The sequence below is a fragment of the Aquipseudomonas alcaligenes genome (genome assembly GCF_003205495.1).
Lineage (GTDB): Bacteria > Pseudomonadota > Gammaproteobacteria > Pseudomonadales > Pseudomonadaceae > Aquipseudomonas > Aquipseudomonas alcaligenes_B.
Genome location: NZ_QJRX01000003.1, coordinates 495,687 through 514,979, shown reverse-complemented (window position 1 = coordinate 514,979; position 19,293 = coordinate 495,687). Strand labels below are relative to the sequence as shown.

The window sequence follows — 19,293 nt, the reverse complement described above, 5'->3', positions numbered from 1 at the left end:
CCTCCACCGCCTCCACCGCCTCCACCGCCTCCACCGTCACGCGCATAGGCCGAGTCGATCAAGGGGTTGGCCTCAGGCGGCAGCACCGCTGTAGCCAGCAGCAAGGCACTGGCCGACAAGGCCAGCACAGTTGGTAATTTCCGCATCATCAATCCTCCACAGCACCGGATTCTGCAGTCTATTTTAGCCACCGTCCGAAACACGGCAGACCGTCACAGGAGTGAGACAAGGGACAGCGGAATTAGTGCTGCAGGTGCCCGTAAAGCTTGGCGTACAGCCCGCCCTCGGCGATCAGCTGCTGGTGGTCGCCGTCCTCGGCGATGCTGCCGCCGTCGAACACCAGCACCCGGTCGGCCTGTTTCACCGCACTCAGGCGGTGGGCGATGATCAGCGTGGTGCGGCCGTTGAGGAAACGCCCCAGGGCCTGGTGCAGGGCGTACTCGGTGGCGGCGTCGAGGGCCGAGGTGGCCTCGTCGAGGATCACCACCCGGGGCTCGGCCAGCACCATACGGGCGATGGCCAGGCGCTGGCGCTGGCCACCGGACAGGCGCACGCCGGAACGCCCCACCACGCTGTCCAGGCCCTGCGGCAGGGCACGGATGGTGGCCGCCAGCTGGGCGATCTCCAGGGCCTGCCAGCAGGCCTCGTCGCTGCGTTCACGGCCCATGCACAGGTTGGCGCGCACCGTGTCGTTGAACAGCGCCGGATGCTGCAGCACCACCGCCACGTGCTCGCGCACCCGCTCCAGGCCGATCTCCTCCAGGCTCGCGCCGCCGAAGCGGATGCTCCCCGCCTGCGGGCTGTAGAGGCCGAGCAGCAGCTGCACCAGGGTGCTCTTGCCGCCGCCGGAGGCGCCGACTATGGCGACCTTCTCGCCGGGCGCGATGCTCAGGTTCAGCTCGTTCAGCACCGGCTCGTCGGCATAGGCGAAGCGCAGGCCGCGCACCTCGATGCCGACCGTCTCGCGGCCCTTGAAGGGGTCGATGCGCCCCTCGTGCTGCGGCTCGTCGGCGCGCGCCAGCAGCTCGTTGATCCGCGCCAGGGCGCCGCCGGCGGCGTAGTAGGCGTACTGCAGGCCGAGCAGCTGCTCGACCGGGCCGATCATGAACCACAGGTAGCTGAACACCGCAAGCATCTGGCCGATCGACAGGTCGGAGAACAGCACGGTAAGCATGGCCACGGCACGGAACAGGTCGATGCCGAACTGGAACAGCAGGCCGCTGGTGCGCCCGGCCGCATCGCTCTTCCACTGCGAGGCCACGGCATAGTCGCGCACCTCGCGGGCGCGCTGGCCGAGGCGGCCGAGGAAGAAGCCCTGGCGGTTGCCGGCGCGTACTTCCTGGATCGCCTCCAGGGTCTCGGTCAGCGCCTGGGTGAAGCGCGAGGTGCTGTCGTTCTCCAGCTTCTTCAGCTGCTTGACCTGCTTGCCCAGCTGCACCGTGGCGTAGATCACCAGCGGATTGAACAGCAGGATCAGCAGCGCCAGCTGCCAGTGCATCCACAGCAGGATGGCCGCCGTGCCGGTCAGGGTCAGCAGGGCCACCAGCACGCGGCTGAGGGTTTCGCCGATGAACTTGTCGAGGGTGTCCAGGTCGGTGACTAGGTGCGCGCTGACCGTGCCGCCGCCGAGGTTCTCGTACTCGCCCAGGGCGATGCGCTTGAGGCGCTCGATCAGGCGGATGCGCAGGCGATAGATCACGTCCTTGGACAGGCGGGCGAACAGCCGCGCCTGCAGCACGTTGGCCACCAGGGCGCCGAGGCGCAGCACCAGGGTCAGCACCAGCATCAGGCCGATGTAGCCGGCGGCGCTCTCCCAGGCCGCGGGCAGGAAGCGATCCATCACCTTGAGCGCGGCATCGCCCTGCCCCAGCAGCACCTCGTCCACCAGCAGCGGCAGCAGCAGCGGGATGGGCACGCTGCACAGGGTGGCGAACACGGCGACCAGGTTGGCCAGGATCAGGCCCTTGCGATGGCGCAGGGCCAGCTGGCGGATCTCCGCCCAGCTCAGGCGGTCAGGCATGTACGGCGCGCTCCAGCCAGCGGCCGAGCAGCGGCGCCAGGGCCTGCAGCGGCTGGTAGCCATTGGTCAGCAGGGCCAGCTGGCCGTCACGCTCGGCCAGCAGGGTGGGGAAGCCGGCGATGCCGAGGTCCTGCACCCAGGCGAAGTCGGCGGCGGTGGCCGCCTGCATGGCCTCGCTGTCGAAGGCGGCGGCGAACTCGATGCGCGGGATGCCGGCACGCTCGGCCAGCTCCACCAGCAGCTGGGCGCGGGTCACGTCGCGGCCCTCGGCGTAGAAGGCCTGCTGGATCAGCCCGGCCAGCGGGACCACGCTCTGCTCGTCCAGCTGGCGCGCGGTGACCAGGGCGCGGCAGGCCGGCTCGGTGTCGTAGACGAAGCCTTCGGGCAGGCCGTCGTGGAAGTTGAACAGCTGGCCGGTGCTGGCGTTGACCGCCTGCCAGTGGGCGAGGATGCGCACCCGCGCCGCCGGGTCCATGGCCGCGCGCTCGCGGCGCAGGCCACCGACCACCAGCTGCAGCGGCACGCCGGCCGCGCCGGCCTGCTCGGCCAGGGCCTCGACGACCGGGGCGAAGCCCCAGCACCAGGAACACATGGGGTCCATCACGTAGAGCAGGCGGGCTGGGCGCACAGGCAGTTCCTTGACCGGCTGGAGGCCGGGGCAGTGTACCCGCGCAGCAGGGCGCTGCGCAGGGGACAAGGTGGCGCAGGGCTCAGTCGCCCTGCAGCGCCTTGTAGTTGTAGCCGATGGGGTGTGGCAGGTTGCGCGCCTGGGCGATCTCGATCTGCTTCTGCCGTTCGCGGGCGGCCTGGCGGGTCTTCTCCGGCAGCGAGTTCCAGCAGTGCGGGCAGCTGATGCCCGGCGAATAGTGCTCGGACTGGCGGTCCTCGGCGGAGATCGGGTTGCGGCAGGCGTGGCACTGGTCGTAGTCGCCCTCGGACAGGTCGTGGCGCACGGTCACCCGGTTGTCGAAGACGAAGCAGTCGCCCTGCCACTTGCTCTGCTCCTGCGGCACCTCCTCCAGGTACTTGAGAATGCCGCCCTTGAGGTGGAAGACCTCCTCGAAGCCTTCGCCGAGCATGTAGCTGGAGGCCTTCTCGCAGCGGATGCCGCCGGTGCAGAACATGGCGACCTTCTTGTGCCGGGTCGGGTCGAAGTGGGCCTTGATGTACTCGGGAAACTCGCGGAACGATTTGGTCCTAGGATCGATGGCGCCCTCGAAGGTGCCGATGGCCACCTCGTAGTCGTTGCGGGTGTCGATCAGCAGCACCTCGGGGTCACTGATCAGGGCGTTCCAGTCCTTGGGCTCGACGTAGGTGCCGACCCGCTGGTTGGGGTCCACGCCCGGCACGCCGAGGGTGACGATTTCCTTCTTCAGCTTGACCTTGGTGCGGTAGAAGGGCTGCTCGTCGCAGTAGGACTCCTTATGGTCGATATCGGCCAGGCGCGGGTCCTGGCGGAACCAGGCGAGCAGCGCGTCGATGCCGGCGCGGCTGGCGGAGACGGTGCCGTTGATGCCTTCCTCGGCCAGCAGCAGGGTGCCTTTGATGCCGTTATCGAGCAGGGTTTGCAGCAGGGGTTCGCGCAGCGCGACGTAGTCCGGCAGGGAAACGAACTTGTACAGCGCCGCCACGACGATCTTGTCGGTCATGGGGACTCTCTCCAGTGGTCGCCCGCGCAAAGGGCGGACCGGGGATGAAATGCAAGCGCCGGCTGGAGCCGGCGCGGGGCGATTCTAGCGCAGCCACGTGCCTAGGGGCACGCGCAGCGGGATCAGTGGTCGTGCTTGCTGCCGCCGCGGCAGGTCGGCGAATCCGGCGCCATGCCCTGCGCCGCCCATTCCTCGGGGGTGTAGGTGTGCAGGGCCAGGGCGTGGAACTGCTGCATCAGCTCGCCAAGGCTGGCGTAGACCTTCTGGTGGCGCTTGACCGCGTTCAGCCCGGCGAAGGCCGGGCTGACGATCACCGCCTTGTAGTGGGTCTCCTGGCCACGGCTGTGCATGTGGCTCTCGTCGAGGACATCGAGGTGCTCGGCCTGCAGCGGCTGCAGGGCGGCGATGATCTGGTCGCGCATGCTCATGGTCACTGACTCCTACTGCTTGAGCTCGGCGTTCATCTCGCCGAGCAGCTTGTCCACTTCCGGCACCGCCTGCTGCAGGCGGGTCTGGGTCAGCTGGGCAGACATCGCCATCAGCTGCGGCATCCGCTCCAGCACCTTGCTGCCCAGCGGGGTCTGGTAGAAGGCCACCAGTTCCTTCAGCTCGGCCTCGCTGAAGGCGCGGGTGTACAGCTCCAGCAGCTCCGGCTCCAGGGTCTTCCAGCCCACCACCTGGTCCAGCGCCGCGTTGGCCTGGGCCTGGTAGCGCTCCAGCACGGGCTTCTGGCTGTCCTTGCCCTGGGCCTGGGCGAAACGCTGGGCGAACATCTGCTGCACCTGGGCGTAGGCCGGCACGGTGAGCTTGTCCACGCGGGTCAGCTGCAGGAAGCGCCGGGCCTCGGCGACATGGCTGGCGGTGGCCGGCGTCTCGGCATGCAGCGCGGGGCTGGCGAGCAGCAGGAGGGAAAACAGGGCACACAGGCGAATCATCGGGCAATCCTTGGGCGGGTATGGGTGCGGGCGGCCATTCTGCGCGCGCCCCCGGCATCGCTCAAGCGTCGGACTGACGACCGGAACGAGCAAAAAGCCAGCACTTGCTCTGTACTGGTACAACTGTGCATGCTTGGCGCCTTTCCCGCGTACGGCGGCGCAGAGCGCGCCACAGCGCCCGTACCTACACATGGATGTGTTGCATGAACAGCTTCACCAACCCGCTCGCGTCCCCCTCGGCGCAGCCCCTGTGCGACGAGCGCGGCCGCCTGCTGGAAGCCGCCATCGGCTGGTCGCCCAGGCCGCAGGTGCACTGCGCCCTGCCCCGCCACCTGGGCCGGCGCAAGCGCTGGAACCACTGGTGCATCACCACCCCGGACTGGATGCTGGCGCTGACCTTCGCCGACCTCGACTATCTGGGCTACGGCGCCGCCTATTTCCTCGACCTGCACAGCGGCCAGGGCGCCTCGCGCACCCAGCTGCGGCCCCTCGGCCTGGGCTGCGCGCTGCCGGATACGCCGCAGGAGAGCCACGAGTTCAACCACCCGCGCCTGCAGCTGCTGGCCGAGGACCGCGGCAATGCCGTGCGCCTCACCGTGCAGGCCCCGGATATCGGCGGGCAGCCGCTGCAGGCGGCGCTGGACATCCAGCGCCCGCCACACCTGGAGTCGGTCAACCTGGTCTGCCCCATGGGCAGGCGCACCTTCCACGCCACCTGCCGCCAGCTCGGTCTGCCGGTGACCGGCCACCTGCAACTGGGGCGCCGGCAATACCTGTGCACGGTGGGACAGAGCTTCGCCTCGCTGGATTTCGCCCGCGGCGTGTGGCCCCTGCACAGCCACTGGACGCGCGCCGCCTTCGCCGCCCCCGGCGGCATCGCCGGCAACTTCGGCGCCGGCTGGACCGACCATAGCGGCCTGTCGGAGAACGCCCTGTGGTTCGGCGGCGAGCTGCTGCACCTGAACGAACCGGTGCATACCGTGCAGAACCCGCAGGGGCCGCTGGCGCCCTGGCAGCTGAGCAGCCCCAGCGGCCAGGTCGAGCTGCGCTTCACCCCGCGCCAGCTGCACCAGGCCTGCCCCCGGCTCGGCCCCTTCTACGCCGACACCCGCCAGTGGTTCGGCCGCTTCGATGGCGACCTGCGCGACCCCGAGGGCCGTACGGTGCCGGTGAGCGCTGCCTACGGCTGGCTCGGCGCGACCCACGCGCGCTGGTAATCACGCCGATAGGGACGGTGTGGAACCGCGCCGATCCTCCGGGGCCTAAACTGCCGACAATCATCCCGGAGAATCGCCCCATGAGCCGCATCGAAACCGACAGCCTCGGCGCCATCGAGGTCCCCGACGACGCCTACTGGGGCGCCCAGACCCAGCGCTCGCTGATCAACTTCGCCATCGGCGAGCAGCGCATGCCGCTGGCCGTGGTGCACGCCCTGGCGCTGATCAAGAAGGCCGCCGCGCGGGTCAACAGCCGCAACGGCGAGCTGCCGGCGGACATCGCCCGGCTGATCGAGCAGGCCGCCGACGAGGTGCTGGCCGGCCAGCACGACACGCAGTTCCCCCTGGTGGTGTGGCAGACCGGCAGCGGCACGCAGAGCAACATGAACGTCAACGAGGTGATCGCCGGGCGCGCCAACGAGCTGGCCGGCCAGGGCCGCGGCGGCAAGAGCCCGGTGCACCCCAACGACCACGTCAACCGCGCGCAGAGCTCCAACGACAGCTTCCCCACCGCCATGCACATCGCCACCGTGCAGGCAGTCCAGCAGGACCTGCTGCCGGCCATCGCCGAGCTGTCCGGCGCCCTGGCCGAGCAGGCGGCGCGCCACATGCACCTGGTCAAGACCGGGCGCACCCACCTGATGGATGCCACCCCGGTGACCTTCGGCCAGGAGCTGTCGGCCTTCGTCGCCCAGCTCGACTACGCCGAGCGCGCCATCCGCGCCGCCCTGCCGGCGGTGTGCGAACTGGCCCAGGGCGGCACCGCGGTCGGCACCGGGCTGAACGCGCCGCGCGGTTTCGCCGAGGCCATGGCCGCGGAACTCGCCGCACTGGCCGGCCTGCCGTTCGTCTCCGCCCCCAACAAGTTCGCCGCGCTGGCCGGCCACGAACCGCTCACCACCCTCTCCGGCGCGCTGAAGACCCTGGCCGTGGCCCTGATGAAGATCGCCAACGACCTGCGCCTGCTCGGCTCCGGCCCGCGCGCCGGCTTCGCCGAGGTGCGTCTGCCGGCCAACGAGCCGGGCAGCTCGATCATGCCCGGCAAGGTCAACCCGACCCAGTGCGAGGCGCTGTCCATGCTGGCCTGCCAGGTACTGGGCAACGACGCCAGCATCGCCTTCGCCGCCAGCCAGGGTCACCTGCAGCTCAACGTGTTCAAGCCGGTGATCATCCACAACCTGCTGCAGTCAATCCGCCTGCTCGCCGACGGCAGCCGCAACTTCGCCCGCCACTGCGTGGTGGACATGCAGCCGGATGCCCGGCAAATGGCCGCGCACCTGGAGCGCGGGCTGATGCTGGTGACCGCGCTGAACCCGCACATCGGCTACGACAAGGCCGCCGAGATCGCCAAGAAGGCCTATGCCGAAGACCTCAGCCTGCGCGAGGCGGCCCTGCAGCTGGGCCACCTGAGCAACGAGCAGTTCGATGCCTGGGTGCGCCCGGAAAACATGCTGGAGTCCGGTCAACATGGCTGAAGAAGCGAAGAGTGGCGCCACCCCGTTGGAAGGCGACGGCAAGCGCATCCTGCTGATCCTCGGTACGCCCAAGAGCGATGGCCTGTGCCACGCCCTCGCCGAGGCCTACAGCAACGGCGCCCGCGCCCAGGGCCACGTGGTGCGCCAGCTGCGCCTCGGCGAGCTGCAGTTCGACCCGATCCTGCGCGAAGGCTACGGCCAGCACCAGACGCTGGAGCCGGACTTGCTGGAGGCGCAGCGGCAGATCCACTGGGCCGAGCACCTGGTGTTCGTCTACCCGGTCTGGTGGGGCGGCGTGCCGGCGCTGCTCAAGGGCTTCTTCGACCGCACCTTTCTGCCTGGCTTCGCCTTCAAGTACCGCAATCGCTCGCAGCTGTGGGACAAGCTGCTGAGCGGGCGCACCGCCGACCTGCTGGTGACCCTGGACACCCCGCCCTGGTATTTCCGCTGGATCTACGGCGCGCCGGCCCACCGGCAGATGGTGCGCACCATCCTCGGCTTCTGCGGCATCAAGACCCGCCGCCTGAGCGAGTTCGCCCCGGTGCGCCCCTCCTCCGAGGAGCAGCGCCAGGGCTGGTTGCGCAAGGCCGAGGAGCTGGGCGTCAGGGCCTGAGCGCGGCCAGGCGGGCCCGGCGCGCGCGCCAGCCGGCCAGCAGCGAGGGCCCCAGGGCGGTCAGCGCCGAGCCCAGCACCACCAGCAAGGCGCCGGCGTAGCCGAGCAGGTTGATCTGCTCCGGCTGCACGTGGTCCGGCCACCAGAGGGCGGCCAGGGCCACGGCGGCGAAGGTCACCAGCGGGGTGACCGACAGGGTCGCGCTGACCCGCGAGGCTTCCCAGTGCGCCAGCGCCTCGGCAAAGGCGCCGTAGGCCACCAGGGTGTTCAGGCAGCAGGCCAGCAGCAGCCAGGCCTGCAGCGAATCGAGCTGGAGCACCTGCAGCGGGTGGGCCCAGGGCGTCAGCAGCAGTGCGCAGGCCAGGTAGATCACCAGCATGATCTGCGGCGAACTCCAGTGGGTCAGCAGCTGCTTCTGCGCCAGGCCGTAGAACACCCAGACGAAGGAGGCCAGCAGTATCACCAGCACCCCGGTGGTGTAGGCGGTCAGCGAGGTCAGCAGCTCCGCCAGGCGCTGGTTGAAGAACAGGCCGAAACCCAGCAGCAGGATGGCCATGCCGATGCCCTGGCCAAGGCTGAAGAACTCGCGGAAGACGAACAGGCTGGCCACCAGGAACAGGATCGGCGCCATCTGGATCACCAGTTGGGTGGTACCGGGGCTGAGCATGTTGAGGCCGATCAGGTACAGCACGTAGTTGGCGGTCAGGCCGAACACGGCCAGCACCAGCAGGCCGTGACCACGCCGCCCGAGCGGGGCGAAGCGTGGCAGGCGGCGGTTGGCCGCCAGCCACGCCAGCAACAGCAGGCCGGAAACCAGCAGGCGGTACCAGGTGACGGTGACCGGGTCCAGCACCTGCAGCACTTCCTTGAGCTTGATTGGCAGGATGCCCCAGAGCAGCGCGGTGGTCAGGGCGAGCAGCAGGCCGTAGAGCCAGCGGCCGGAGGAAACGTGCATGGTGCTCTCGATCGGCGGGAGGAATGGGCGGAAAGCCATTCTAGGCCCCCGCGCAGCGACCTCACAGCCACAGTTAACCGACCGGACAAGGTCGAACTGTGCCGCCGCAACAATTGATCATTTTATGACCACCCGTCGCCCGACCTCTTCCCCGGGCAGCCAGTCACTAGACTGAAGACAGTGCATCTTGTTGCAGGAGCCCTCGTCATGTTCGGTCAACGTCAGATCGACCCGGCCCCCGGTACCCACTACCGGAGCGAGCGGGTCAGCGCAGTCAACGGCCAGTACTTCTTTGCCACCCGCGAAGGCACCCTGGAAGGTCCCTACTTCACCCGAGTGGATGCCGAGCGGGAAATCACGCGCTACGTACTGCGCATGCAGCAGGCCAGGGCCCTGGCCGGTAGCAGCGCCTTCTAGCCTAGTCGCGGGCCCTGGCGAAGGCCCGCTCCAGGGCCTCGTTGATGGTGCGCAGCACCTTGACCCGGGCAAAGCGCTTGTCGTTGGCCTCGACCAGGGTCCAGGGCGCGATCGAGGTACTGGTGCGGTCGACCATGTCGCCCACCGCATCGCAGTACTCGTTCCACTTCTCGCGGTTGCGCCAGTCTTCCTCGGTGATCTTGAAGCGCTTGAAGGCGATCTGCTCGCGCTCCTTGAAGCGGCGGAACTGCTCGTCCTGGTCGATGGCCAGCCAGAACTTCACCACCACCACGCCGGCGTTGCTCAGCTGCTCCTCGAAGTCGTTGATCTCGCCATAGGCGCGCAGCCAGTCGGCCGGCTCGCAGAAGCCCTCGACCCGCTCCACCAGCACCCGGCCATACCAGGAGCGGTCGAACACGGTGAACTTGCCGCGCGCCGGGATGTGCCGCCAGAAACGCCACAGGTAGGGCTGCGCCCGTTCCTCCTCGGTCGGCGCGGCGACCGGCACTATGCGGTACTGGCGCGGGTCCAGGGCCGCCGCCACACGGCGGATGGCGCCGCCCTTGCCGGCCGCGTCATTGCCCTCGAACACCGCCACCAGGGCGTGCCGGCGCATGCGCTTGTCGCGCATCAGCATGGCCAGGCGCGCCTGCTCCAGGGCCAGCATGTCCTGGTACTCCTCCTTCTCCAGGCTCTGCGACAGGTCCAGGCAGTCCAGCAGGCCACGGTTGTCCAGGCTGGCGATCATCGGTGCCACGTGCGGCTGCGGCACGCGCCGCACCTTGGCCTTGAGCGCCGCCTGCAGGCCGTCGAGGAGGATGCGCCCGACCGTCAGGCTGCGGTAGTACTCGTCGCTGCCCTCCACCACGTACCAGGGCGCGAAGTCGCGGCTGGTGCGGCGCAGCACCCGCTCGCCGTAGCGTACGAACTTGTCGTAGGTCTTCGACTGCTGCCAGTCCAGCGGGCTGATGCGCCAGGCCCGCTGCGGATCGTCCTGCAGTTCCTTGAGACGCGCCTTCATCTGCTTCTTGGACAGGTGGAACCAGAACTTGAAGATCAGCGCGCCCTCGTCGCAGAGCATCTGCTCCAGCGCCAGGGCGCCGTCGATGGCCTGGTCCAGCACGGCATCCTTGAAGTGGCCGTGCACCCGCCCCTGCAGCATCTGGCTGTACCAGTTGCCGAAGAAGATGCCGATGCGCCCCTTGGGCGGCAGCTGGCGCCAGAAGCGCCAGGCCGGCGGCCGGGCCAGCTCCTCGTCGGTCTGCGTATCGAAGGTGCTGACCTGGATCAGGCGCGGGTCCATCCACTCGTTGAGCAGCTTGACCGTCTCGCCCTTGCCGGCGCCCTCGACGCCGTTGATCAGGATGATCACCGGGAAGCGCCCCTGCTGCTTCAGCTCGTACTGCGCTTCCAGCAGCGCCTCGCGCAGTACCGGGGCCTCCCGGTCGAAGGTTTCCTCGTCGATGGCGTGGCCCAATTCGGCGGATTCGAACATGTGCATCTCCTTGCTTCGCTTCGCTCAGCCTAGCGGATTCCCCGGTTACAATGCGCGACCTCGCGCCAGGGTGACCGCATGACCGATTTCCGCCACGCCCAACTCGACTGGGACGAGCAGGGCCAGCCACGCTCCCGCCAGTTCGACGACATCTACTTCTCCCGCGACGACGGCCTCGGCGAGACGCGCCACGTGTACATCGAGGGCAACGCCCTGGCCGAGCGCTGCGCCACCCTGCCCGCCGGCGGGAGCCTGGTGATCGGCGAGACCGGCTTCGGCACCGGCACCAACTTCCTCTGCGCCTGGCAGACCTTCGCGTACCATGCCCCGGGCGACGCCCGCCTGCACTTCGTCAGCGTGGAGAAGTACCCGCTGGCACCGGCCGACCTGCGCCGCGCCCTGGCCCTGTGGCCGGAACTGGCGCCCTGGTCCGGGCAGCTGCTGGAGCAGTACCTGGCCATCCACCCCGGCTTCCAGCGCCTGGTGCTGGATGGCGGCCGGGTGATCCTCACCCTGCTGGTCGGCGACGCCCAGCAGATGCTGCCGCAGCTGGATGCGCGCATCGACGTCTGGTTCCTCGACGGCTTCGCCCCGGACAAGAACCCGGAGATGTGGACCCCGCCGCTGTTCCAGCAGCTGGCGCGGCTGTCCGCCCCCGGCGCCAGCCTGGCCACCTTCACCAGCAAGGGCACGGTGCGCCGCGGCCTGATCGAGGCCGGCTTCGCCATGCGCCGGGCGCCCGGGCATGGCAAGAAGTGGGAGATGCTCTGCGGCCGTTTCGAAGGTGCCACGAGCACGGCCGACAAGCCCTGGTATGCCCGACCGTCGCGGCCGAACAGGCGCGAGGCACTGGTGATCGGCGCCGGCCTGGCCGGCTGCGCCACGGCCGCCAGCCTGGCCGAGCGCGGCTGGCAGGTGACCCTGCTGGAGCGCCACGGCGAAGTGGCGCAGGAAGCCTCGGGCAATCCCCAGGGCGTGCTCTACCTCAAGCTGTCTGCCCATGGCACGGCGCTGTCGCAACTGGTGCTGGCCGGCTTCGGCCACACCCGCCGCCTGCTCCAGCAGCTGCAGCAGGGCCGCGACTGGGATGCCTGCGGTGTGCTGCAGCTGGCCTTCGACACCAAGGAAGGCGAACGTCAGGCCAGGCTGGCCGAGGCCTTCCCGGCTGACCTGCTGCATAGCCTGGACCGCGCCGAGGCCGAGGCCATCGCCGGGGTCGCGCTGCCGGCCGGCGGCCTGTTCTATCCCGAGGCCGGCTGGGTGCATCCGCCGGCGCTGTGCCGCCAGCTCGCCAGCCATCCGAACATTCGCCTGCTGACGCACAGTGAAGCGCTGGAGCTGCGGCGGGTCGATGGCCACTGGCAGGCGCTGGCCGGCGAGCGTCTGCTGGCCGAGGCACCCGTGGCAATCCTGGCCGGCGCCGCCGAGGTGCGCCGCTTCGCCGCCGAACTGCCGCTCAAGCGCATCCGCGGGCAGATCAGCCGCCTGCCGCAGACCACCGGCAGCGCCGAGTTGGCCTGCGTAGTCTGTGCCGAAGGCTATGTGGCGCCGCCGCGCGGCGGCGAGCACACCCTGGGCGCCAGCTTCGACTTCCACAGCCAGGACTGCACACCGACCACCGCCGAACACGCTGGCAACCTCGAACTGCTGCGGGAAATCTCTGCGGACCTGGCCGCGCGCCTGAACACCGACCGGCTCGATACGGCGCAGCTCGAAGGCCGCGCTGCCTTCCGCTGCACCAGCCCCGACTACCTGCCGATTGTCGGCCCGCTGGCCGACCCGGCGGCCTTCGCCGAGACCTATGCGGTGCTCGGCAGGGATGCCCGCCAAGTGCCGGACAGCCCCTGCCCCTGGCGCGACGGCCTGTTCGTCAACAGCGGTCACGGCTCGCGCGGGCTGATCACTGCACCGCTGTGCGGCGAGCTGCTGGCCGCCTGGCTGGACGACGAACCGCTGCCGCTGCCGCGCGCCGTTGCCGAGGCCTGCCACCCGAACCGTTTCGCCCTGCGCAAGCTGATTCGCAACACCTGAGTACGCCACGGCGACGGACGGGCTTGCTTCTGCGCAGCCCTCTCTACATACTCCCCCCAGTAAATACTCAAGGGAGTATAGTGATGAGCACACCGAACCATCAGCAACAGGACGCCATGCTCAAGCGCCTGGCCCGCGTCGAGGGCCAGATCCGCGGCATCCAGGCGATGATCCGCCGCGGCGAGGAATGCGAGGCCATCGCCCAGCAGTTCGCCGCCGCGCGCAAGGCGTTGGACAAGGCCTACCAGGAGATGCTCGCGTGCCTGCTCGAGGAAACCGTGCTCGACCCCGCGCGCGACGACGCCGAGACCCTGGCGCGCGTGCGCGCCATCTTCACCAAATACACCTGAACCACATACCCCCAGGGAGTACCCTGCAATGACCGACACCATCTGCCTGATCGATGCCCCGCGCTTCGCCAGCGCGCGCCAGCAGGGGCATGTGCGCTTCCTCATCGACGTACGCAGCCCGGCGGAATTCCGCGCCCAGCACGTGGCCGGCGCGCGTAACGTGCCACTCGACCAGCTCAATCCGGCCGCCCTGGTGCAGCAGCTGCGCCAGGAAGGCCTGCAGCGCGGCGACGAGCTCTACCTGCTGTGCCACAGCGGCCAGCGCGCGCGCCGCGCCGCCGACCAGTTGCAGCAACTGCTGCCCGGCGTACAGGTGATCGACGGCGGCACCCAGGCCTGCGTGGCCTGCGGCCTGCCCACCGAAGAAGCCCCCAGTGGCGTGATCAGCATCCAGCGCCAGGTGCAGATCAGCGCCGGCAGCCTGGTGCTGCTGGGTGTCGTACTCGGCACCTGGGTGCATCCGGGCTGGTATGGCCTGGCCGCCTTCGTCGGCGCCGGCCTGACTTTCGCCGGCCTCAGCAACACCTGCGCCATGGCCCTGCTGCTCGCCCGTATGCCCTGGAACCGCTGATGGAGATATTGCTGCTGGAGGCCCTGGGCATCGGTGCCGTGCTCGGCCTGCTGCTCGGCCTCACCGGCGCCGGCGGCTCGCTGGTGGCCCTGCCGCTGCTGCTCAGCCTGCACCTGCCGCTGCGCGATGCGATCGGTGTCAGCCTCGGCGCCGTAGCCATCACCGCCCTGATCGGCGCCGTGCCGCGCGCCCGCCAGGGCCTGGTGGCCTGGCGCCCGGTGCTGCTGCTGGCCATCGCTGGCCTGCCCGGCAACGTCGCCGGCCAGTGGCTGGGCCGCCTGATTCCCGAGGCGGTGCTGATTCTCGGCTTCTGCGCTCTGGTGCTGTGGACGGCCTGGCGCATGTGGCGCAGTTCGAACCTGCCGCGTGAGGGCTGCGGTCCACTGCGCAGCGCCCCGCTGGTTGCCATCGGCCTGGGTGTCGGCCTGTTCTCCGGGCTGATGGGCGTCGGCGGCGGCTTCCTGGTGGTGCCGGCACTGCTGGCCTTTACCCCGCTGAGCATGCTGGCCGCCACCGCCACTTCGATGGCGGTGATCGCCCTGGTTTCCGGCGGCGGCTTCCTGTTCTACCTCAGCGGCGCGCAGCCCTCGCTGCCGCTGCTAGCCGGCCTGGCCCTAGGCGGCGCGGCCGGCGTGCTCGGCGGCAACGCGCTGGCCCAGCGCCTGGGCGGACGCATGCTGCAGCGTCTGTTCGCCCTGATGCTGGTGGCGGTCAGCCTGTCGCTGGCCGCGCAGAAACTCCTCGGAGGACACTGATCATGCTGCTTCGCCAACTCTTCGACAGCGAAAGCTCGACCTACAGCTACCTGCTGGCCGATGCCGGCCAGGCGGTGCTGATCGACCCGGTGAAGAACAAGCTGGACGACTACCTGCGCCTGCTGCGCGAGCTGAACCTGCAGCTGGTGCTGGCGCTCGACACCCACACCCACGCCGACCACATCACCGCCCTCGGTGAGCTGCGCACGGCCACCGGCTGCCGCAGCGGCTTCGGCCAGCAGAGCGGCAGCGCCTGCGCCAGCTTCACCTTCGCCGACGGCCAGCGCCTGGCCTTCGGCGACCGCGAGCTGGTCGCCTGGCATACGCCGGGGCACACCGACGACTCCTACTGCTTCCTGCTGCCGGCCAGCGCCGCCGAGCCGGGCAAGGTCTTCACCGGCGATACCCTGCTGATCCGCGGCAGCGGCCGTACCGACTTCCAGAACGGCGACGCCCGCGCGCAGTGGACCAGCCTGCAACGCCTGCTGGCCCTGCCCGGTGACACCGAAGTCTGGCCCGGCCACGACTACCGCGGCTGGACCCGCTCCAGCATCGCCGAGGAAGCCGCGCACAACCCGCGCCTGCAGGTGGCCGATGGCGCGGCCTATGCGCAGCTGATGGCCAACCTCAAGCTGCCCAATCCCAGGCTGATGGACGTGGCCGTGCCGGCCAACCGCGCCTGCGGCCAAGGCTAGTCGCTAGTCGACTTCGCCACACAGCTCCGCCACCCGCAGCAGGGCGGCGGTCAGGCTGTGCTTTTCCCACTCCGGCAGCGCCGCAAAGGCGCTGCGCAGGGCCGGCGGCAGCAGCGGCGGCGCCGCCACCAGCAGCGCACGCCCGGCCTCGCTGACGCTCAGCCACTGCCGCCGGCGATCCTCCTCATCGCGCTGGCGCAGCAGCAGGCCACGTTCCTCCAGGCGCTCCAGCATGCCCGACAGGGTCGCCGCACTGAGGCTCACGCGGCGGCTCAGACCGCTGGCCGTCATACGCCCCTCGCCCTCCATCACGCGCAGGATCATCAGCTGCATCGGGGTCAGTCCGCCGAAGCGTGCCAGGCGTTTGGCATGCACCTCTCCGGCCTGCTGCAGGCGCCGCATGGCAGCAAACAGGGCGGGCTCGAAGGGCGACAAATCAATTTCAGTAGGAAGTAATTTTTCTGACATATACCGCACTTTATCGGAAATAAAACTTTGACATGAAAGCATTATTTTGTTTGGGTGTAAAAAGGTTCGTGACCGCGCGAACCCCTCCCCAACGGCAACACCGGTAAGGACTTATGTGCGGAATCGCTGGAGAACTACGCTTCGACCAACAGCCGGCCGACCTGGCCGCCCTCGAGAAAATCACCCACCACCTGGCCCCGCGCGGCCCTGACGCCTGTGGCTTCCACAGCAGCGGACCACTGGCCTTCGGCCACCGCCGCCTGAAGATCATGGACCTGGCGCCGGCCTCCGGCCAGCCGATGAACGATCACCAGCTGGGCCTGAGCCTGGTGTTCAACGGCGCTATCTACAACTACCCGGAACTGCGCACGGAACTGCAGGCGCTGGGCTACCAGTTCCACTCCGATGGCGACACCGAGGTGCTGCTCAAGGGCTACCACGCCTGGGGCGAGCAACTGCTGCCCAAGCTCAACGGCATGTTCGCCTTCGCCATCTGGGAACGCGACCGCGAGCGCCTGTTCCTGGCCCGCGACCGCCTCGGCATCAAGCCGCTGTACCTGACCCAGGACGGCGCGCGCCTGCGCTTCGCCTCGACCCTGCCAGCCCTGCTGCAGGGCGGCGGCATCGACACCGGCCTGGACCCGTTGGCGCTCAATCACTACCTCAACTTCCATGCCGTGGTGCCGGCCCCGCGCACCCTGCTACGCGGCGTGGAGAAGCTTCCGCCGGCCAGCTGGCTGCGCCTGGACCTGAACGGCAACCGCGAGCAGCAGTGCTGGTGGCAGCTGGAATTCGGCCCGCATCGCGACGAAATCACCCTGGAACTGGCGGACTGGCGCGACCGCGTGCTCGACGGCCTGCGCCAGGCGGTGAGCATTCGCCAGCGCGCCGCCGTGGACGTCGGCGTGCTGCTCTCCGGCGGAGTGGACTCCAGCCTGCTGGTCGGCCTGCTGCGTGAAGCAGGGGTCGACAACCTGTCGACCTTCTCCATCGGCTTTGCCGATGCCGGCGGCGAGCGCGGCGACGAGTTCCACTACTCCGACCTGATCGCCAACCACTACGGCACCCGCCATCACCAGCTGCGCATCGGCGAGCGGGAGATCATCGAGCAGCTGCCGGCGGCCTTCCGCGCCATGAGCGAGCCGATGGTCAGCCACGACTGCATCGCCTTCTACCTGCTGTCACGCGAGGTCTCCAGGCACTGCAAGGTGGTGCAGAGCGGCCAGGGCGCCGACGAGCTGTTCGCAGGCTACCACTGGTACCCGCAGGTGGACGGTCGCTGCGACACCTTCGAGGCCTACCGCACGGCCTTCTTCGACCGCGACCATGGCGAGCTGCTGGATACCCTGCAGCGCAAGTGGCAGGGCGAAGACTGGGCCGGCGAATTCGTCCGCGAGCACTTCGCCATGCCCGGCGCTGCGGCGCCGGTGGACAAGGCGCTGCGCCTGGACACCACGGTGATGCTGGTCGACGACCCGGTGAAACGGGTCGACAACATGACAATGGCCTGGGGCCTGGAAGCACGCGTGCCGTTCCTCGACTACCGCCTGGTCGAGCTGGCCGCGCGCATCCCGGCGCGCTTCAAGCTCGGCGACGGCGGCAAGCAGGTGCTCAAGGAAGCGGCCCGCCAGGTCATTCCGCACGCGGTGATCGACCGGCCCAAAGGCTACTTCCCGGTGCCCGGCCTCAAGCATCTGCAAGGCGCCACCCTGGACTGGGTGCGCGACCTGCTGCTCGACCCCAGCCAGGATCGCGGCCTGTTCGAGCCGGCCATGCTCGACCGCCTGCTCAGCGACCCGCAGGGCCAGCTCACCCCGCTGCGCGGCTCCAAGCTGTGGCAGCTGGCGGCGCTGCACCTGTGGCTGGATCAACAGGGACTCTGAGGGAGGGACCATCCATGCGCGCCACTGCCTACAACCAGCGCCTGCAACGCGGCCAGGCACCGTCCTACCAGCGCCTGCAGGCGCACCTGGCCCGCGAGGGCAGCGATGCCTGCCAGCCGCAGAGCATCCACTGCGGCTGGGGCCGCCTGCTGATCGGCCACACCTACCCGGACGCCGCCAGCCTGGCCGCCGCCTTGCAGGAGGAACGGCCCGGCGAACGCGACATCGCCCTCTATGTGGCCGCGCCGCAGCAGGTGCTGGCGCAGGCGCCGCAGCAGCTGTTCCTCGACCCTTCCGATACCTTGCGCCTGTGGTACACCGACTACCGCCCGGCACCGCGCAGCTTTCGCGGCTTCCACATTCGCCGGGTACAGAGCCAGGCGGACTGGGACGCCATCAATCGTCTCTACCTGCAGCGCGGCATGCTGCCGGTGGACCACGACCGGCTGACCCCGCGCGAGGCCGGTGGGCCCAGCTACTGGCTGGCCGAGGACGAAGTCGGCGGCCGCGTGCTGGGCACGGTGATGGGCCTGGACCACCTGCGCGCCTTCGCCGATCCGCAACTGGGCAGCAGCCTGTGGTGCCTGGCGGTAGCGCCGGACTGCCCGCGTCCGGGCGTCGGCGAAGCCCTGGTGCGCCACCTGATCGAGCATGGCATGAGTCGCGGCCTGGCCTACCTGGACCTGTCGGTGCTGCACGACAACCGCCAGGCCAAGGCGCTGTATGCCAAGCTCGGCTTCCGCGACCTGCCGACCTTCGCCATCAAGCGCCGCAACGGCATCAACCAGGCGCTGTTCCTCGGCCCCGGCCCAGAGGCCGAGCTCAACCCCTACGCCCGCATCATCGTCGACGAGGCCCAGCGCCGCGGCATCGAGGTGCAGGTGGACGACGCCGAGGGCGGCCTGTTCACCCTCAGCCAGGGCGGCCGGCGCATCCGCTGCCGCGAGTCGCTGTCGGACCTGACCAGCGCGCTGAGCATGACCCTGTGCCAGGACAAGCGCCTGACTCACCGTGCCTTCGCCCGCGCCGGCCTGCGCCAGCCGGCGCAGCGCCTGGCCGGTGACGCCGCGGACAACGCCGCCTTCCTCGCCGAGCACGGCGCCCTGGTGGTCAAGCCGGTGGACGGCGAGCAGGGCCAGGGCGTGGCCGTCGACCTGCGCAGTGCCGAGGCGGTGGAAGAGGCCATCGCCCGCGCCCGCCAGTTCGACGGCCGCGTGCTGCTGGAGAGCTACCACCCGGGGCTGGACCTGCGCATCGTGGTGATCGGCTACCAGGTGGTGGCCGCCGCCATCCGCCATCCGGCCTGCGTGGTCGGTGACGGCGTGCACAGCATCGGCGCGCTGATCGAGGCGCAGAGCCGCCGGCGCCAGGCCGCCACCGGCGGCGAGAGCCGCATCCCGCTGGACGCCGAGACCCAGCGCACCCTGCACGATGCCGGCTACGACTATTCCAGCGTGCTGCAGGCCGGCACCCGCCTGGCCGTGCGCAAGACCGCCAACCTGCACACCGGCGGCACCCTGGAGGACGTCACAGCGCGCCTGCACCCGGCGCTGGCCGAGGCCGCGGTGCGCGCCGCACGGGCGCTGGACATCCCGGTGGTCGGCCTCGACCTGCTGGTGCCGGCCGCCGACCAGCCCGACTACGTGCTGATCGAGGCCAACGAGCGGGTCGGCCTGGCCAACCACGAGCCGCAGCCGACCGCCGAGCGCTTCATCGACCTGCTGTTCCCGCTCAGCCGCGTGCATCCCTGAGCCAGTGCCCTCT

The 19,293-nt window shown here is 69.6% G+C and carries 19 protein-coding genes; 11 read left to right on the top strand and 8 right to left on the bottom strand.

Annotation, left to right across the window (positions count from 1 at the left end; translation table 11 throughout):
• Nucleotides 1-241: 241 nt before the first annotated feature.
• The 5 genes from DMO17_RS07900 to DMO17_RS07880 all read right to left on the bottom strand — a co-directional run bounded on the left by DMO17_RS07900 (nt 242) and on the right by DMO17_RS07880 (nt 4,604).
• Entirely contained in the window at nt 242-2,020 is a 1,779-nt protein-coding gene (locus tag DMO17_RS07900) for an ABC transporter ATP-binding protein (protein ID WP_110681946.1), read from the bottom strand.
• The gene (locus DMO17_RS07895; RefSeq protein ID WP_110681967.1) at nt 2,013-2,621 is read right to left on the bottom strand and encodes a DsbA family protein; all 609 of its coding nucleotides are present in this window, start codon (nt 2,619-2,621) and stop codon (nt 2,013-2,015) included. Before DMO17_RS07895 ends, DMO17_RS07900 begins: the two co-directional genes overlap by 8 nt.
• 109 nt (nt 2,622-2,730) lie before the next feature.
• Entirely contained in the window at nt 2,731-3,669 is a 939-nt protein-coding gene (trhO, locus tag DMO17_RS07890; protein ID WP_110681945.1) for an oxygen-dependent tRNA uridine(34) hydroxylase TrhO, read from the bottom strand.
• Nucleotides 3,670-3,791: 122 nt separating this feature from the next.
• Nucleotides 3,792-4,097: a BolA family protein gene (locus tag DMO17_RS07885; protein ID WP_110681944.1), complete on the bottom strand. Its 306-nt coding sequence runs from the start codon at nt 4,095-4,097 to the stop codon at nt 3,792-3,794.
• Nucleotides 4,098-4,109: 12 nt separating this feature from the next.
• Nucleotides 4,110-4,604 (bottom strand): DUF2059 domain-containing protein, encoded by a 495-nt coding sequence (locus tag DMO17_RS07880; RefSeq protein WP_110681943.1) that lies wholly within the window; start codon nt 4,602-4,604, stop codon nt 4,110-4,112.
• A 203-nt stretch (nt 4,605-4,807) separates the two neighbouring features.
• Here DMO17_RS07880 and DMO17_RS07875 point away from each other — a divergent pair, with 203 nt between their 5' ends.
• The 3 genes from DMO17_RS07875 (at nt 4,808) to DMO17_RS07865 (ending at nt 7,909) form a co-directional block, all read left to right on the top strand.
• Nucleotides 4,808-5,821: a DUF2804 domain-containing protein gene (locus DMO17_RS07875; protein WP_110681942.1), complete on the top strand. Its 1,014-nt coding sequence runs from the start codon at nt 4,808-4,810 to the stop codon at nt 5,819-5,821.
• 80 nt (nt 5,822-5,901) lie between these two features.
• Nucleotides 5,902-7,296 carry a class II fumarate hydratase gene (locus DMO17_RS07870; protein WP_110681941.1) on the top strand — a complete coding sequence of 465 codons (1,395 nt, stop codon included), beginning with the start codon at nt 5,902-5,904 and terminating at the stop codon, nt 7,294-7,296.
• Complete coding sequence (locus DMO17_RS07865) at nt 7,289-7,909, top strand: NAD(P)H-dependent oxidoreductase (protein WP_110681940.1); 621 nt, start codon at nt 7,289-7,291, stop codon at nt 7,907-7,909. The genes DMO17_RS07870 and DMO17_RS07865 overlap by 8 nt, the downstream gene beginning before the upstream one ends.
• On the opposite strand, the gene DMO17_RS07860 is transcribed toward DMO17_RS07865, so the two are convergent.
• On the bottom strand, nt 7,899-8,864 hold the full coding sequence (locus DMO17_RS07860; protein ID WP_110681939.1) for a DMT family transporter: 966 nt from the start codon (nt 8,862-8,864) through the stop codon (nt 7,899-7,901). The two genes, DMO17_RS07865 and DMO17_RS07860, sit on opposite strands and share 11 nt — an antisense overlap.
• Nucleotides 8,865-9,071: 207 nt before the next feature.
• Here DMO17_RS07860 and DMO17_RS07855 point away from each other — a divergent pair, with 207 nt between their 5' ends.
• Nucleotides 9,072-9,281 (top strand): DUF6316 family protein, encoded by a 210-nt coding sequence (locus tag DMO17_RS07855; RefSeq protein WP_110681938.1) that lies wholly within the window; start codon nt 9,072-9,074, stop codon nt 9,279-9,281.
• Nucleotide 9,282: 1 nt separating this feature from the next.
• Here the strand turns inward: DMO17_RS07855 and pap are convergent, their stop codons facing one another.
• Entirely contained in the window at nt 9,283-10,776 is a 1,494-nt protein-coding gene (gene pap, locus DMO17_RS07850) for a polyphosphate:AMP phosphotransferase (RefSeq protein WP_110681937.1), read from the bottom strand.
• Nucleotides 10,777-10,854: 78 nt separating this feature from the next.
• Between pap and mnmC the strand changes: the two genes are divergently transcribed.
• From mnmC to DMO17_RS07825, 5 genes are all read left to right on the top strand, one after another.
• On the top strand, nt 10,855-12,807 hold the full coding sequence (gene mnmC / locus DMO17_RS07845) for a bifunctional tRNA (5-methylaminomethyl-2-thiouridine)(34)-methyltransferase MnmC2/FAD-dependent 5-carboxymethylaminomethyl-2-thiouridine(34) oxidoreductase MnmC1 (protein ID WP_110681936.1): 1,953 nt from the start codon (nt 10,855-10,857) through the stop codon (nt 12,805-12,807).
• Between the two features lie 83 nt (nt 12,808-12,890).
• The gene (locus DMO17_RS07840; RefSeq protein ID WP_110681935.1) at nt 12,891-13,157 is read left to right on the top strand and encodes a metal-sensing transcriptional repressor; all 267 of its coding nucleotides are present in this window, start codon (nt 12,891-12,893) and stop codon (nt 13,155-13,157) included.
• A 28-nt stretch (nt 13,158-13,185) separates the two neighbouring features.
• A complete protein-coding gene (locus tag DMO17_RS07835; protein WP_082806462.1) occupies nt 13,186-13,728 on the top strand; it encodes a rhodanese-like domain-containing protein in 543 nt (180 codons plus the stop codon).
• Nucleotides 13,728-14,483: a sulfite exporter TauE/SafE family protein gene (locus DMO17_RS07830; RefSeq protein WP_110681934.1), complete on the top strand. Its 756-nt coding sequence runs from the start codon at nt 13,728-13,730 to the stop codon at nt 14,481-14,483. Before DMO17_RS07835 ends, DMO17_RS07830 begins: the two co-directional genes overlap by 1 nt.
• 2 nt (nt 14,484-14,485) lie before the next feature.
• Nucleotides 14,486-15,178: an MBL fold metallo-hydrolase gene (locus tag DMO17_RS07825; RefSeq protein ID WP_110681933.1), complete on the top strand. Its 693-nt coding sequence runs from the start codon at nt 14,486-14,488 to the stop codon at nt 15,176-15,178.
• Between the two features lie 3 nt (nt 15,179-15,181).
• On the opposite strand, the gene DMO17_RS07820 is transcribed toward DMO17_RS07825, so the two are convergent.
• On the bottom strand, nt 15,182-15,646 hold the full coding sequence (locus DMO17_RS07820) for a MarR family winged helix-turn-helix transcriptional regulator (RefSeq protein ID WP_110681932.1): 465 nt from the start codon (nt 15,644-15,646) through the stop codon (nt 15,182-15,184).
• Between the two features lie 113 nt (nt 15,647-15,759).
• Between DMO17_RS07820 and DMO17_RS07815 the strand changes: the two genes are divergently transcribed.
• Nucleotides 15,760-17,529 carry an N-acetylglutaminylglutamine amidotransferase gene (locus DMO17_RS07815; protein WP_110681931.1) on the top strand — a complete coding sequence of 590 codons (1,770 nt, stop codon included), beginning with the start codon at nt 15,760-15,762 and terminating at the stop codon, nt 17,527-17,529.
• Between the two features lie 14 nt (nt 17,530-17,543).
• The gene (gene ngg, locus DMO17_RS07810) at nt 17,544-19,280 is read left to right on the top strand and encodes an N-acetylglutaminylglutamine synthetase (protein ID WP_110681930.1); all 1,737 of its coding nucleotides are present in this window, start codon (nt 17,544-17,546) and stop codon (nt 19,278-19,280) included.
• The last annotated feature ends 13 nt before the right edge of the window (nt 19,281-19,293 follow it).

What these genes read in the sequence shown, in the direction of transcription:
- DMO17_RS07900 (WP_110681946.1), bottom strand. Translation starts at nt 2,020, where the DNA reads ATGCCTGACCGCCTGAGCTGGGCGGAGATCCGCCAGCTGGCCCTGCGC.
- DMO17_RS07895 (WP_110681967.1), bottom strand. Translation starts at nt 2,621, where the DNA reads ATGGACCCCATGTGTTCCTGGTGCTGGGGCTTCGCCCCGGTCGTCGAG.
- trhO (WP_110681945.1), bottom strand. Translation starts at nt 3,669, where the DNA reads ATGACCGACAAGATCGTCGTGGCGGCGCTGTACAAGTTCGTTTCCCTG.
- DMO17_RS07885 (WP_110681944.1), bottom strand. Translation starts at nt 4,097, where the DNA reads ATGAGCATGCGCGACCAGATCATCGCCGCCCTGCAGCCGCTGCAGGCC.
- DMO17_RS07880 (WP_110681943.1), bottom strand. Translation starts at nt 4,604, where the DNA reads ATGATTCGCCTGTGTGCCCTGTTTTCCCTCCTGCTGCTCGCCAGCCCC.
- DMO17_RS07875 (WP_110681942.1), top strand. Translation starts at nt 4,808, where the DNA reads ATGAACAGCTTCACCAACCCGCTCGCGTCCCCCTCGGCGCAGCCCCTG.
- DMO17_RS07870 (WP_110681941.1), top strand. Translation starts at nt 5,902, where the DNA reads ATGAGCCGCATCGAAACCGACAGCCTCGGCGCCATCGAGGTCCCCGAC.
- DMO17_RS07865 (WP_110681940.1), top strand. Translation starts at nt 7,289, where the DNA reads ATGGCTGAAGAAGCGAAGAGTGGCGCCACCCCGTTGGAAGGCGACGGC.
- DMO17_RS07860 (WP_110681939.1), bottom strand. Translation starts at nt 8,864, where the DNA reads ATGCACGTTTCCTCCGGCCGCTGGCTCTACGGCCTGCTGCTCGCCCTG.
- DMO17_RS07855 (WP_110681938.1), top strand. Translation starts at nt 9,072, where the DNA reads ATGTTCGGTCAACGTCAGATCGACCCGGCCCCCGGTACCCACTACCGG.
- pap (WP_110681937.1), bottom strand. Translation starts at nt 10,776, where the DNA reads ATGTTCGAATCCGCCGAATTGGGCCACGCCATCGACGAGGAAACCTTC.
- mnmC (WP_110681936.1), top strand. Translation starts at nt 10,855, where the DNA reads ATGACCGATTTCCGCCACGCCCAACTCGACTGGGACGAGCAGGGCCAG.
- DMO17_RS07840 (WP_110681935.1), top strand. Translation starts at nt 12,891, where the DNA reads ATGAGCACACCGAACCATCAGCAACAGGACGCCATGCTCAAGCGCCTG.
- DMO17_RS07835 (WP_082806462.1), top strand. Translation starts at nt 13,186, where the DNA reads ATGACCGACACCATCTGCCTGATCGATGCCCCGCGCTTCGCCAGCGCG.
- DMO17_RS07830 (WP_110681934.1), top strand. Translation starts at nt 13,728, where the DNA reads ATGGAGATATTGCTGCTGGAGGCCCTGGGCATCGGTGCCGTGCTCGGC.
- DMO17_RS07825 (WP_110681933.1), top strand. Translation starts at nt 14,486, where the DNA reads ATGCTGCTTCGCCAACTCTTCGACAGCGAAAGCTCGACCTACAGCTAC.
- DMO17_RS07820 (WP_110681932.1), bottom strand. Translation starts at nt 15,646, where the DNA reads ATGTCAGAAAAATTACTTCCTACTGAAATTGATTTGTCGCCCTTCGAG.
- DMO17_RS07815 (WP_110681931.1), top strand. Translation starts at nt 15,760, where the DNA reads ATGTGCGGAATCGCTGGAGAACTACGCTTCGACCAACAGCCGGCCGAC.
- ngg (WP_110681930.1), top strand. Translation starts at nt 17,544, where the DNA reads ATGCGCGCCACTGCCTACAACCAGCGCCTGCAACGCGGCCAGGCACCG.